The 13,029-nt window shown below is 68.2% G+C and carries 13 protein-coding genes; 9 read left to right on the top strand and 4 right to left on the bottom strand.

From position 1 onward, the window contains the following. Both N5C88_RS28455 and N5C88_RS28450 read right to left on the bottom strand, forming a co-directional pair. A partial coding sequence (locus tag N5C88_RS28455; protein WP_280016690.1) for an amidase family protein occupies positions 1 to 1,406 on the bottom strand: 1,406 nt, incomplete at its 3' end. A 40-nt stretch (positions 1,407 to 1,446) separates the two neighbouring features. Then, on the bottom strand, positions 1,447 to 2,433 hold the full coding sequence (locus tag N5C88_RS28450; protein WP_059380020.1) for a tripartite tricarboxylate transporter substrate binding protein: 987 nt from the start codon (positions 2,431 to 2,433) through the stop codon (positions 1,447 to 1,449). A gap of 127 nt (positions 2,434 to 2,560) precedes the next feature. Here N5C88_RS28450 and N5C88_RS28445 point away from each other — a divergent pair, with 127 nt between their 5' ends. Next, positions 2,561 to 3,529, top strand: a complete 969-nt coding sequence (locus N5C88_RS28445; RefSeq protein ID WP_280016689.1) for a LysR substrate-binding domain-containing protein — start codon at positions 2,561 to 2,563, stop codon at positions 3,527 to 3,529. Here N5C88_RS28445 and arfB read toward each other — a convergent pair. Next, complete coding sequence (arfB, locus tag N5C88_RS28440; protein WP_059380019.1) at positions 3,495 to 3,911, bottom strand: alternative ribosome rescue aminoacyl-tRNA hydrolase ArfB; 417 nt, start codon at positions 3,909 to 3,911, stop codon at positions 3,495 to 3,497. The genes N5C88_RS28445 and arfB overlap by 35 nt on opposite strands. A gap of 93 nt (positions 3,912 to 4,004) precedes the next feature. Here arfB and queE point away from each other — a divergent pair, with 93 nt between their 5' ends. The 7 genes from queE (at position 4,005) to N5C88_RS28405 (ending at position 10,420) form a co-directional block, all read left to right on the top strand. Then, positions 4,005 to 4,637: a 7-carboxy-7-deazaguanine synthase gene (gene queE / locus N5C88_RS28435; protein WP_059380018.1), complete on the top strand. Its 633-nt coding sequence runs from the start codon at positions 4,005 to 4,007 to the stop codon at positions 4,635 to 4,637. 28 nt (positions 4,638 to 4,665) lie between these two features. Then, on the top strand, positions 4,666 to 5,109 hold the full coding sequence (gene queD / locus N5C88_RS28430; RefSeq protein WP_013394146.1) for a 6-carboxytetrahydropterin synthase QueD: 444 nt from the start codon (positions 4,666 to 4,668) through the stop codon (positions 5,107 to 5,109). Between the two features lie 186 nt (positions 5,110 to 5,295). Then, a complete protein-coding gene (locus N5C88_RS28425) occupies positions 5,296 to 5,772 on the top strand; it encodes a MarR family transcriptional regulator (protein ID WP_059380017.1) in 477 nt (158 codons plus the stop codon). Beyond that, entirely contained in the window at positions 5,769 to 7,820 is a 2,052-nt protein-coding gene (locus N5C88_RS28420) for an FUSC family protein (protein ID WP_059380016.1), read from the top strand. Before N5C88_RS28425 ends, N5C88_RS28420 begins: the two co-directional genes overlap by 4 nt. Beyond that, the gene (locus tag N5C88_RS28415) at positions 7,817 to 8,029 is read left to right on the top strand and encodes a DUF1656 domain-containing protein (RefSeq protein WP_013394149.1); all 213 of its coding nucleotides are present in this window, start codon (positions 7,817 to 7,819) and stop codon (positions 8,027 to 8,029) included. Before N5C88_RS28420 ends, N5C88_RS28415 begins: the two co-directional genes overlap by 4 nt. A gap of 2 nt (positions 8,030 to 8,031) precedes the next feature. After that, the gene (locus tag N5C88_RS28410; protein ID WP_280016688.1) at positions 8,032 to 8,946 is read left to right on the top strand and encodes an HlyD family secretion protein; all 915 of its coding nucleotides are present in this window, start codon (positions 8,032 to 8,034) and stop codon (positions 8,944 to 8,946) included. 52 nt (positions 8,947 to 8,998) lie between these two features. Next, entirely contained in the window at positions 8,999 to 10,420 is a 1,422-nt protein-coding gene (locus tag N5C88_RS28405; RefSeq protein WP_059380014.1) for an efflux transporter outer membrane subunit, read from the top strand. On the opposite strand, the gene ypfH is transcribed toward N5C88_RS28405, so the two are convergent. After that, on the bottom strand, positions 10,421 to 11,125 hold the full coding sequence (ypfH, locus tag N5C88_RS28400; protein WP_118932087.1) for an esterase: 705 nt from the start codon (positions 11,123 to 11,125) through the stop codon (positions 10,421 to 10,423). Between the two features lie 185 nt (positions 11,126 to 11,310). On the opposite strand from ypfH, the gene N5C88_RS28395 reads away from it, so the two are divergent. Further along, positions 11,311 to 12,846, top strand: coding sequence for an amino acid permease (locus N5C88_RS28395; protein ID WP_280016687.1), 1,536 nt, complete (start codon positions 11,311 to 11,313; stop codon positions 12,844 to 12,846). Positions 12,847 to 13,029: the final 183 nt, after the last annotated feature.

Raw genomic sequence — 13,029 nt, 5'->3', positions numbered from 1 at the left:
GCCAAGAGCCTATCCTGCACCGACCACCCCGCGCGCGCCTCGATGGCTTCGCCCGCGGCCAGGCACAAGTCTTCCCGGAACCGCCCCGCCACCAGCTGGACGCCCATCGGCACGCCGTCCGCCAGGCCCACAGGGACCGACAGGCCGGGCAAGCCCAGTATCGCGGTCGAGACCAGCGGGCTCTGCGCGCGCAGCATGTCGCCCATGGCTGCGTCGCCTTGCTGATCCTGGTCAATGGCGAATGGAAGCTCGAACGACACCGGCATGAGCACGAGCGGATAGCGGTCGAAGAACCCGCCCCATTCCCGCAGTATCGTGGTGCGCAGCGCCAGCGCCTGGACCAGGCCGTCCTTGTCCAGCGGCGCGGTGTGCGCCAGCATGCTGCGATACGCGCGCTGTATCGCAGCGTCGCCGGCGCGCTCGATTTCGCGGCCCATGGAGCCGGACGCTTCGTTCATCAATACGTTGCGCCATAGCTCGGCCGCTTCCTCGAAACGGGGCGGCGCTGCCGTTTCGATGATGTAGCCCGCGTCTTCCAGGTACTTTGCGGCGCGCAGCAAGGCGTCCAGCACGGCGGGATCGGGCTTGAAGGCCGAGGTGCCGCAGAACAGCGCCACCCGCCGGCAGTCCCCGGGCTGGCGCAGGTCCAGCGGCGCAGGCACCCACCACGGATCGCGGGAATCGCCCGCCGACATGGCCTCCAGCCCGAGTCTCAGGTCGGCGATGTTCCGTGCCAAGGGACCCTGGGTCGCGGCCAGTTGGGAAGCCACCGGGCGCTCCGACTTCTGGCTGGCGTTGTAGGCCGGCACCCGGCCTTGCGACGGCCGCAGCCCCGCCACGCCGCAGGCGTAGGCCGGGTAGCGGATCGATCCGCCCTGGTCGCTGCCGTGCGCCAGCGGCCCCATGCCCAGGGCTGCGGCGACGGCCGCGCCGCCGCTGGAGCCGCCCGGCGTGCGCGCGGCGTCGAACGGATTGACGGTGCGGCCATGCAGGTCGTTGTCCGAAAACCAGCGCCAGGAGAATGCCGGAACGTTGCTGCGGCCGATCACCACGGCGCCGGCCTTGAGCCAGTTGTCGACGGCGGGATTGTTCTCGCTTGCGATGAGGTCCCGATACGCGACGACGCCATTGGTGGTGGCCGATCCGGCCAGATCTGCATTGGCCTTGATCGTCACCGGCACGCCGTGCAGGATGCCTAGCGGCGCGCCCGCGCGCACCGCGGCGTCGGCGACGTCGGCCGCCAGCAGGGCCTGGTCGGCGCAGATCTCGGTGAGCGGGTTGAAGATGGGGTTGAGCCGTTCCGCCCGTTGCAGGCAGTTCTGCACCGCTTCCCGGCTGGAAACTTCCCGCTTGCGGATGGCCTGGGCCAGGTCGACGGCGCTCCAGCGCCAGAGTTCGTTCGTCATGATGGCTCCCTATGGTGTTGAACGCGGGTGCTGAACGCGCTCAGTCGGCCGACGCGCCGGAGCGCTTGACCATCTCCCCCCAGCGCGGGATCTCGGTGGCGATGAGGTTGGCGAACTGTTCAGGCGTGGACGGCGTCGCGTCGACGGACAGCGTTTCGTTGAGCTTGAGCACCGCCGGGTCCTGCAGCGCCTTGGCGATGGCGCGATTGAGCTTGTCGATGATGGGCTTGGGCGTACCGGCGGGCGCGACGATGCCGCCCCAGGACACCACTTCGAAGCCCTTCAAGCCGGATTCGTCGAGGGTGGGCACGTCCGAGAGGACAGGCACGCGCGCCAGGCTGGTCGCCCCCAGCACCTTGACCTGGCCGGAGCGGATGAAGGGCAGCACGCCCGCGACGTTGTCGATCATCACGTCAAGCTGCCCGCCCACGATGTCGCCCACCGCCTGTTGGCCGCTCTTGTACGGGACGTGCAGCATGGTCGTGCCCGTCTCGCTCTTGAGCATTTCTCCGGCCAGATGGGCGCTCGATCCCACGCCCAACGAGCCGACGCTGACCTTGCCCGGATGCTGCCTGGCATAGTCGACCAGGCCCTGCACATTGCTTGCCGGGAAGTCGTTGCGGGCGATCAGCACCAGGGCATTGCTGATGGCCAGGCTGATGGGCGCAAGGCTGCGTTGCGGGTCGTAAGGCAGCTTCGAATACATGCTCTTGTTGATCGCCAGCGTGACCAGGTTGCCGAAACCGATGGTGTAGCCGTCCGGCGCCGCCGCGGCCAGCGCCTGGGTGCCGACGATGCCCCCCGCCCCGCCGCGGTTGTCGACGATCACCGGCTGGCCGAGTTCGCGCCCCAGGGCGTCCGCGATCGGGCGCAGCACCACGTCCGGACCGGACCCCGCCACATACGGCACGATGAGCTTGACCGGCCGTTGGGGCCAATCCGCCTGCGCCGCGCCGGCGCCTGCCGCGCCCAGCAAGGCAAAACACAGTGAAAGGGTCTGGCGTACACGACGGGGAAAGATCTGCATGGCTTGCTCCTGAAGTACGGGACTGCATGGTCTGGTCGTCGTGAAGCTTAGAGATCGCCCGCGCTGCGCATAAGGCTATTTCTTTGTTAAGGTGACAACTAGCAGTTGTCACCATCGGGGAAGGCATATGAAAGACCACCATCTGCGGGCCTGGCTGAAGGTCGCCGAATTGCGCAGCATCCGGGCTGCGGCGCGCAGCCTGCACCTGAGCCAGGCCGCCGTGACCAAGGCCATCAAGGAACTGGAAACGGAACTGGAAGCGCCGCTGCTCACGCGCAGCCCCCAGGGCATCGAGGTCACCGAGTGCGGCGTACACCTGACGGTGCGGGCGCAGCTTGCCCAGGCCCAGCTCTCGTTGGCACGCCAGGACATCCGCCAACTGCTCAGCGGCGCCCAGGCGCGGGTGGCGGTGGGCGTGACGCCCATGGTGATGCTGAGCGTGCTGCCCGACGTGCTGAACGATTTCAGGCAGAGCATGCCCGCGGCCAAGCTCAAGGTCTCGGAAGGCCTGCTGGCCGCCGTGCTGCCGGCATTGCGCAACGGCTCATTGGATTTCGCGTTGGCATCCGGCATGGCCGGGAACCATGGCGGGCAGGAATTCGATTTCGAGGAACTGCGGCCGCTGGAATTCATGGTCGCCTGCCGCCGCGGTCATCCGCTGGCGGGCGCCACGCGTTGGCAAGACATCGCGGGCTGCGAATGGCTGCTCAACACCTCGGGCGGCAGCCACACCGACGCTTTTCTGCAAGGCTTGCGCGCAAACGGCCTGCAATCGCCCGAACGCGTCATCGATTGCGATACGTTCGGCGTAATGTGGAACCTGATGGTCCGCAGCGACGCGTTGATCGTCTGCCCGGCGGGCATGCTCGAGATCCCGCCCTACGGCGCCGAAGCCAGCCAGATCCGCACGGAGGCGCCCATGCCGGTCGCCAGCATCGGCATCATGACGCTGCGGGGAACGCCACTGTCGCTGGCGGCGGCCACCATGGCGGACCTGTTCCGGCAGCGCCTGCACAGCCGCGCCCAGGCCGGGCCGCGGGCCGCCCTCACGCGGGCCCCCCTCAATCCCCCTGGACCCGCCCCCGCAAGCGCTTGACCTCGCCGTGCAGCACCTTGCGCTGCACGCGCCGGCGTTGCGAGGCGCGGGTGGGCTTGGTCGGGCGGCGCGGCTTGTCGGTGCGCGCCGCCGCGCGCACCATGGCGATCAGGCGCTCGATGGCTTCGGCGCGGTTCTTTTCCTGGCTGCGGAACGTCTGCGACTTGATGACGATGACCCCGTCCTTGGAGACGCGGTGATCGCTAAGGGCGCATAGCGCTTCCTTGATTTCCTCGGGCAGGCTGGAGGCTCGCACGTCGAAACGCAGGTGCACGGCGCTGGACACCTTGTTGACGTTCTGGCCGCCCGCGCCCTGGGCGCGGATCATGGTGAACGCGAGATCGCGTTCATCCAGGTAGATGGAATCTTGGACGTGAAACATAGCCCGCAAGTATAGATGCGCCGCGCAAAGTAAAATAATGCGCTTTTGCCTGATTTATCCGGGGTCCGGCCTTATCCGACCGCCGGCACCACCATGACTTACTCCGCCAAAGAAATCTTCAAGACACTGCAGGGCGAAGGCGCCCACGCAGGCCGTGCGGCGGTCTTCTGCCGCTTTGCCGGCTGCAACCTCTGGACCGGCCGCGAAAGCGACCGCGCCAGCGCCGCCTGCACCTTCTGCGACACCGACTTCATCGGCACCGACGGCGACGGCGGCGGCAAGTTCGCCACGCCCGAACTGCTGGCCGACGCCATCGCCGCGGCCTGGGGCCCCGGCGCCAACGACCGCTACGTGGTCTTCACCGGCGGCGAACCGCTGCTGCAACTGGACGCGCCGCTCTTGACCGCGGTGCACGCGCGCGGCTTCACGGTGGCCATCGAAACCAACGGCACCATCAAGCCGCCGGCCGGCATCGACTGGATCTGCGTCAGCCCCAAGGGCACCGCGCCCGTGGTCCTCGAGCGCGGCGACGAGCTCAAGTTGGTCTATCCGCAAGCCAACGCGCAGCCCGAAGCCTTCGCGCACCTGGACTTCGACCACTTCTTCCTGCAACCCATGGACGGCCCCGCGCGCGCGGCCAACACCGAACAGGCCGTCCAGTACTGTATGCAGCATCCGCAATGGCGGCTCAGCCTGCAGACCCACAAATACATAGGCATTCCATGATTCACCCTAGCCCCCTGCGGAGCGCGCCATGATTTCCGTGACCCGCAGGCTGGAATTCGACGCCGGCCACCGCATTCCCGACCACCGCAGCCAGTGCCGCAACCTGCACGGCCACCGCTACGTGCTGGAGATCACCCTGACCGGCGACGTGGTGCAGGCGCCCGGCGAATCCGACAACGGCATGCTGATGGATTTCTCCGAGATCAAGCACATCGCCAAGACCCACATCGTGGACGTCTGGGACCATGCCTTCCTGGTGTACGAGGGCGACGCCGCCGTGCGCGGCTTCCTGGACAGCCTGCCCGGCCACAAGACCGTGGTGCTGGACCGCATCCCGACGGCCGAAAACCTGGCCGCCATCGTCTTCCAGACCCTGGCCCCGCACTATCACGGCCACTATGGCGCCGAACTGCGCCTGACCCGCGTGCGCCTGTACGAAACGCCCAACTGCTGGGCGGACTGCAACGGCTGAACGCCGGGGCGCGGCCGCCGCCGCCGCGCCCGCGTCGCTCCCCGCGACGCCGAGAATCCCAGAACGCTGTCCCTGGTTTTCCATAGCTGGAACAACCGTCCTCTATTTTCCCGATTGAGAAAATCCATGGAGATAATCGCCATTTTCAATTATTAGTAAGCTAATAGATAGGATACAATCTATTCCATGAACACGCCCACCGACTCCCAGCTCATGGCCACCACCTCCGCCCTGATGGTCCTGTCGCGCGCCTATCGCGGCGCCGCCGACAAGGCCTTGGCCGACTACGGCCTGTCCCAGGCCACCGCCTGGCCCGTGATCCTGGCCGGCCGCCTGGGAGACGGCGTGCGCCAAGGCGCGCTGGCCGAGGCGCTGGGCGTGGAAGGCCCCTCGCTGGTGCGGGTGCTGGACCACCTGGTCGCCGCAGGCCTGATGGAACGCCGCGAAGACCCGCACGACCGCCGCGCCAAGACCCTGCACCTGACCGACGCCGGCCAGGCGCTGCGCGCCAAGGTCGAGGATGTGCTGGTCGATTTGCGCCGCCGCCTGTTCCGGGGCGTGAGCGAAGCCGACCTGCAAGCCTGCCTGCGGGTCTTCGACAGCCTGAAAGTCACCCTGGGCCGCGGCGGCGCCGGCACCCAGCCACAGGACGAACAAGCGTGAAACTCCCCAACGTCCGCGAATCCATCTTCTCGCTCAAGAGCTACCTGAGCGCCATCATGGCGCTCTACCTGGCCTACAGCATGGGGTTGCCGCGTCCGTTCTGGGCCATGACCACGGCCTACGTCGTGGCCCAACCCTGGTCGGGCGCGGTGCGCTCCAAGGCGCTGTACCGCCTGGCCGGCACCTTCTTCGGCTCGGCCGCCACCGTCTACCTGGTGCCGCGGCTATCGAATTCCCCGGTGGTCATGACCGCCGCCATGGTGCTGTGGGTGGGCGCCTGCCTGTACCTGTCGGTGTTGGACCGCACGCCGCGTTCGTACCTCTTCATGCTGGCGGGCTATACCGCCGCCATGATCGGCTTTCCCAGCGTGACCGCCCCCGCCCAGGTGTTCGACACCGCCCTCGCCCGCGTCGAGGAAATCAGCCTGGGCATCGTCTGCGCCACCTTGATCCACAGCATCGTGCTGCCGCGCGGCCTGGCCCCGGCCCTGACGCTGATGCTGGACAAGGCCGTGCGCGACGCCCGCAACTGGATGCACGACACGCTCAGCGGCCAGGCCACCGAACAGAAGGACCGCGACCGCCGCGTGCTGGCCAACGACATCACGCAGCTGCGCCTGATGTCCACCCACGTGCCTTTCGACACCAGCAACCTGCGCTGGACCTCGGGCGCGGTGCGCGCCATGCAGGACCAGATCGCGGCATTGACGCCCACCGTGTCCGCCGTGGAAGACCGCATGCGCGCCCTGCAGGCCGGCGGCCAGCCACTGCCGGAAGCCGTCACGGCCTTGCTCGCCGACATCTCCGAATGGATCAACGCCGGCGCCCAGGCCACCCACGAGACCGCGGTCCAACTGCGCGCCGCCGCCACCCGCCTCACGCCCGACATCGACAGCCGCTCCAGCTGGCGCGAGGTGCTGCTGGCCAGCCTGATGACGCGCTTGCGCGAACTGGTCGACACCTATGACGAATGCCTGGCGCTGCGCCGCGAGATCCGCGCAGGCCTGGCGGGCGCGCCGCTACGCGCGCCGCGCTCCAATCCCGCGCCCAACACCGCGCTGCACCGCGACCGCGGCATGGCGCTGCTGTCGGCCCTGGCCGCCGGCGTGGCCATTTCGGTCTGCTGCGCCTTCTGGATCGGCACGGCCTGGAGCAACGGCGCCACCGCCGCGCTCATGGCCGCCATCTTCAGCTGCTTCTTCGCGTCGCAGGACAATCCGGTCCCCGGCATCATGCAGTTCCTGACCTACACGGTGTATTCGATTCCGCTGTCGGCGCTGTACCTGCTGGGCATCATGCCCGCCCTGCATTCGTTCGAGATGCTGGCCCTGGCCATGCTGCCCACCACCTTCGTGCTGGGCATCTTCATTGCCCGGCCCGCCACCGCCGGCAAGGCCATGGCGATGCTGTTCGGCTTCCTGGGCACCATGGCGCTGCAGGACACCAACACCGCCGACATCGTGTCCTTCATCGACACGCAGGTCGCGCAGTGCATGGGCGTTGCCACCGCGGCCATCATCGCCGCCATCTTCCGCACCGTCAGCGCCGACTGGAGCGCACGCCGCATCCAGGCCGCCAACTGGAAGGAACTGGAAACCCTGGCAAGCTCGCCGCGCGCGCCTTCGCGCCACACCTACGCCGCCCGCATGCTGGACCGCATTGGCCTGTTGCAGCCGCGTCTGGCGCTGGCCCAGCGGCCCGACGACCTGGTCGCCGCCGACGCGCTGAAAGACCTGCGCGTGGGCCGCGACATCACCGAACTGCAGCGCGCCCGGCGTCACCTGCCCATGGCGGAACCCGCCATCCAGCCAGTGCTGGACGGACTGGCGAAATTCTTCCACGCGCGCTCGGCCTGGCAGGTCGGCGAAAAGACGCCCGAGTTCCTGGCGCAGATCGACCGTGCGCTGGCCAGCGTGACGGCCACGCCCCCGGGCGCCGCCGCCCGCGACCGCGCCGTGGTCGCGCTGGTGGGCCTGCGCCGCGCCTTCTTCCCCGACGCGCCCGACTACCAACCCGCCCATCCCACCTTGGAGGGCCAAGCATCATGATCGGCGAATTCAATCTCTACGGCGTCTATTTCCCCTGGCTGCTGGTGCTCGGCGTGGTGACCCTGGGCGTGGCCTGGGCAGTGCGACGCGTGCTGGCCCGCGCCGGGCTGTACCGCCTGGTGTGGCACCCCGCGCTGTTCGACCTGGCGCTGTTCGTGGTGCTGCTGTACGGCGTATCCCTCATTTCCCCCTATTTACTCCAGAGATAAGCATGAAACTCCCCAACGCCCTGCGCCCCGCAGCCATCGGCAAGTTCGCGGTGACCGCCGTCGTCGTCGCCGCGGCCGCCTACGCCGGCTGGCAGCTCTGGGTGCACTATGAAGTCGAACCCTGGACCCGCGACGGCCGCGTCAAGGCCTATGTGGTGCAGGTCGCGCCCGATGTCTCCGGCCTGGTGACCAGCGTGCCGGTGCACGACAACCAGGACGTGAAGGCCGGCGACGTGCTGTTCGAAATCGACCGCGCGCGCTTCCAGCTGGCCTACGACCAGGCCCAGGCCTCGGTGCGTTCCGCGCAAGTGGCGCGCGACCAGGCCGTGCGCGACGCCAAGCGCAACCGCTCTTTGGGCCAACTGGTGGCCGCCGAGGCGCTGGAACAAAGCCAGACCAAGCTGCAGCAGACCGAAGCCGCGCTGGCCCAGGCCGAAGTGCAGCTCAATACCGCACGCCTGAACCTGGAACGCAGCCGCGTGCTGGCGGTGAATGACGGCCGCATCACCAACCTGGACCTGCGCGCGGGTTCCTACGCCACCGCTGGCCGCGGCGTGATGGCGCTGGTGGATTCCAGTTCGTTCTACGTCGAAGGCTATTTCGAGGAAACCAAGCTGCCTGGTATCCACGAAGGCGACCCCGTCACCGTGACGCTGATGGGCGATTCGCACCATATCCGCGGCCACGTGGAGAGCATTGCCATGGGCATCGCCGACCGCGACCGCAGCACCGGCGCCAACCTGCTGCCCAACGTCAATCCCACGTTCAACTGGGTCCGCCTGGCGCAGCGCATCCCGGTGCGCGTGAAGATCGACGACGTGCCCGCAGGCGTGCGCCTGGTGGCGGGACAAACCGCCACCGTGTCGGTGGATTCCGGCCCGTCCCACTCGCAGGCCGGGGCGCGCCAGCCGTCCTGATCGTTCCTTTCTTCCACCCCTACTCTCTTATCGACGCACAGCCGTAACCGCCATGAACACCAGATACCTCCTGCCTCTTACGCTGGCCCTTGCGCTGGCCGGATGCGCCGCCGTGGGCCCGGACTACCAGGTGCCCGCCGGATCGGCGGCCGAGCGGCAGAGCGCGCAGGCGCCCTTCACGCAGGCGCGCGAGGCGGCGTTCCGGCAGGATGCGGTGCCTGGCCACTGGTGGCGCCTGTACGACGATCCCGTGCTGGATGGTCTGGTGGAAAAAGCCCTGGCCGCCAACACCGACCTGCGCGTGGCCAGCGCCAACCTGGAACGCGCCCAGGCCGCCGTGCGCGAAGCGCAGGCGCAGCAGCAGCCGTCCATCGGCGTCAATGCCTCGCCCACTTTCGGCCACGTGTCCGGCCTGCAGGAACTGCAGCCCGGCATCGATCCGCCCAACCGCTGGTCCTACTCCATGGGCGCCAGCGTGGCATACCAGCTGGACCTGTTCGGCCAGATCCGCCGCGCCGTGGAAGCGGCCAGCGGCGACGAGCAGGCCGCGCAGGCCGCCTATGACGCCACCCGCGTCACCGTGGCCGCCGAGACCGCCCGGGCCTACGCCAATATGTGCGCGGCCGGCATGCAGCTGGCTTCGGCCCAGCATTCGGTGCAGGTGCAGAAGCAATCGCTGGACGCGGTGGACCGGCTGCAACGCGCCGGCCGCGGCACCACGCTGGACGTGACCCGCGCCCGCAGCCAGCTTGAACAGCTGCAGGCCAACCTGCCGCCGTTCCAGGCCCAGCAGCGCACCGCGCTGTACCGCCTGGCGGCGCTGACCGGCCAGACGCCGGGCGAAATCCCGCCCGCGCTGCTGCAATGCGCCCAGGCTCCGCGCCTGACCGAAACCATCCCCGTGGGCGACGGCGCCGAACTGCTGCGCCGCCGTCCCGACATCCGCCAGGCCGAACGCACGCTGGCCGCGGCCACCGCGCGCATCGGCGTGGCTACCGCGGACCTGTATCCGAAGATCTCGCTGGGCTTGTCGGCGGCCTCGGGCGGCCCGGCTGCCATGTTCGGCGACCGCGGCACCTTCAGCTGGAGCGTCGGTCCGCTGATCTCCTGGACCATACCCAACACCGGCGCCGCGCAGGCCCGCATCGCCGAGGCGCAGGCCAGCACCAAGGCCGCGGCGGCGCGTTTCGACGCCACCGTGCTGAATGCCCTGCGGGAAACGGAGAGCGCGCTGGTGGTCTACGCGCGCCAACTGGATCGCGACACCGCCTTGCGCGCCGCGCGCGACCAGAGCGCCGAGGCCGCCTCGCAGGCAAGCCGCCTGTTCCAGTACGGCAAGACCGACTACCTGACCGTGCTGGATGCCGAGCGCACGCTGGCCAGCAACGAAAGCGCGCTGGCGGCTTCGCAGGCCGACCTCAGCAGCGACCAGATCGCGCTGTTCCTGGCGCTGGGCGGCGGCTGGGAAAAATGATCAATGCACCGGGGTGCCGTCGGGCGGCGTCTGGTTAAGACCCAGCGCGGCCTCCCAGCTGCGCAACGGCACGCAGGTCTTCAAGCGCACGATGGCGCGCTCGATCAGCGCCGGGTGCAATGCGTGCCCCACCTGGGTCGCGATGTCGATGGTCGAGTCGCCGTGCAGCTCGGTCAGGCGCGCCTGGGCGGCCTGGATGAGCTCCACGTTCATGATCGGATCGGCGGCGCCGTGCAGCAGGTGCAGCGTGGTGAACTGCGGCGCGAGCTTGGGCATCTGGGCGTAGCGGCCCGAGAAGGCGATGACGCGGCCGGCGATGCCGTCGTGCGCCTGCACCAGTTCCAGCGCCATGATGGCGCCCTGCGAAAAGCCCGCCAGCGCCGTGTCCGACTGCAGCAGGCCGAAACGCGCCTGCGCCTCGCGCACATAGTTTTCCAGGGGCGGCAAGGCCCGCGCCACGCGTTCCGGGCGGTTTTCCTCGGTCACGCCGCGCACCGAGAACCACTGCCGGCCGTCGCCGCCGCCGTCGTAGGGCTCGAACCCCTGGGGCACCAGCACCGCCGCGCTGGGGAACGCCGCGCGCACCGCTTTTGCCAACGGCTCCATGTCGTCGGGGGTGCCGCCCACGCCGTGCAGCAGGATAAACAGCTGGCGCACGTCGACGCCGGCGTTGGGAAGAAACTCGATAGAAGTGGAAGACGCCATGAAACTGCTCCGTGCTGGCTGGGGCCGCCGAACGGCCCCGGAATAGCCGCATTGTAAAATGCGCGCCTTGAAGCAACCTTTGCCGCACCGCCACGGACCGGCTGGCTTGCGCGGCATTGCCTGGCGGGCAGGCCCGCACGCCCGTGCCTGATGGTCCGCCGCCGCGGCAACTTCCTACCCCAGTAATGCAAACTCCGACAACAGAATCCGGCGCCACGCCTGCCGGCCAGAACCAGCTGCATCGCGTGCTCAAGGCGCGCCACCTCACGATGATAGCGTTGGGCGGGGCCATCGGCACCGGCCTGTTCGTGGCCTCCGGCGCCGCCATCGCCCAGGCCGGCCCGGGCGGCGCGCTGCTGGTCTACCTGGCCATCGGCCTGATGGTCTACTTCATCATGACCAGCCTGGGCGAACTGGCCACCTTCATGCCGGTATCGGGTTCCTTCTGCACCTATGCCTCGCGCTACGTCGACGGCGGCTTCGGCTTCGCGCTGGGCTGGAACTTCTGGATCAGCTGGGCCACGGTGGTGGCGGTGGACGTGGTGGCCGCGCAACTGGTCATGGCCTATTGGTTCCCCGATACGCCCGGCTGGATATGGAGCGTGGCCTTCCTGGCCCTGACCTTCGGGCTGAATGCCTTCTCGGCGCGCAGCTTCGGCGAAGCCGAGTACTGGTTCGCCATCATCAAGGTCGTGGCCGTGCTGTGCTTCATCGGCGTCGGGCTGGCGATGCTGGTGGGCATCATCCACAGCGGCACGCCCGTGGGCCTGGTCAACTGGTCGGTCGGCGACGCGCCCTTCGTGGGCAATGCGGCCACCTGGGTGGGCGTGGCGATGGTGGTGGCCTATTCGTTCCAGGGCACCGAACTGGTGGCCGTGGCCGCCGGCGAATCCGAGAATCCCCGCCGCAACGTGCCGCGCGCGATCAACCACGTGTTCTGGCGCATCCTGCTGTTCTACGTGCTGGCCATCCTGATCATCGGCCTGCTGCTGCCCTATACCGACCCGCAGCTGCTGCGCAACGAAGTGGAAGACATCGCGGTCAGCCCCTTCACGCTGGTGTTCCAGCACGCGGGGCTGCTGTCGGCGGCTACCGTGATGAACGCCGTGATCCTGACCTCGGTGCTGTCGGCCGGCAATTCCGGCATGTACGCGGCGACGCGGATGCTGTTCAACATGGCGGTGGAGGGCCAGGCGCCCGCCCTGTTCCGGCGCGTCACCCGCGGCGGCGTGCCGCTGTACGCGCTGATGGCCACCGCGCTGCTGGCCTGCCTGTGCCTGTTCAGCCTGGTGTACAGCCCCAAGGCCGTCTACATCTGGCTGCTGAACTTCGCCGGCATGACCGAATTCATCGTCTGGCTGAGCATCGCGGTCAGCCATTACCGCTTCCGCCAGGGCTATGTGAAGCACGGCTACGACACCGCCGACCTGCCCTACAAGGCCGGCCTGTTCCCCTTCGGCCCGCTGCTGGCCTTCGTCCTGTGCCTGGCGGTCACGCTGGGCCAGAACTACCAGGCCTTCCTGCAAGACCGCATCGACTGGATCGGCGTGATCTCCACCTACCTGGCGATCCCGCTGTTCCTGGCCTTGTGGATCGGCCACCGGCTGGTGCGCAAGTCGCACTGGATCCGGTACGAGGATATGCGGTTTTATGGGTTGGATCTGGATCGCGCGGCGGGTGTGGAGGCCTCGGTATCTACTGCGCAGAACGCCCGCGCTTGATTGCGATCCGCCTGCCTGAAGCGGCTAAAATCGTGTTCAACACGGCCCGCTCCTCTGCATCGAAAGGTGTACGGGCGGGTTTTCTTTTGGGCTACCGCGTTACCGGCGCAAAACTATTCGCGGCGCGCTCTGCCCCTTTTAAATACTGTATATATATACAGCTATAATGACGCATCGGCCACT

Origin of the sequence: Achromobacter sp. GD03932 (assembly GCF_029839485.1) — a bacterium.
GTDB classification, from domain to species: Bacteria; Pseudomonadota; Gammaproteobacteria; order Burkholderiales; family Burkholderiaceae_B; genus Achromobacter; species Achromobacter bronchisepticus_A.
The sequence above is the reverse complement of the archived record's forward strand: the minus strand, read 5'-3'. Positions and strand labels throughout refer to the sequence as shown.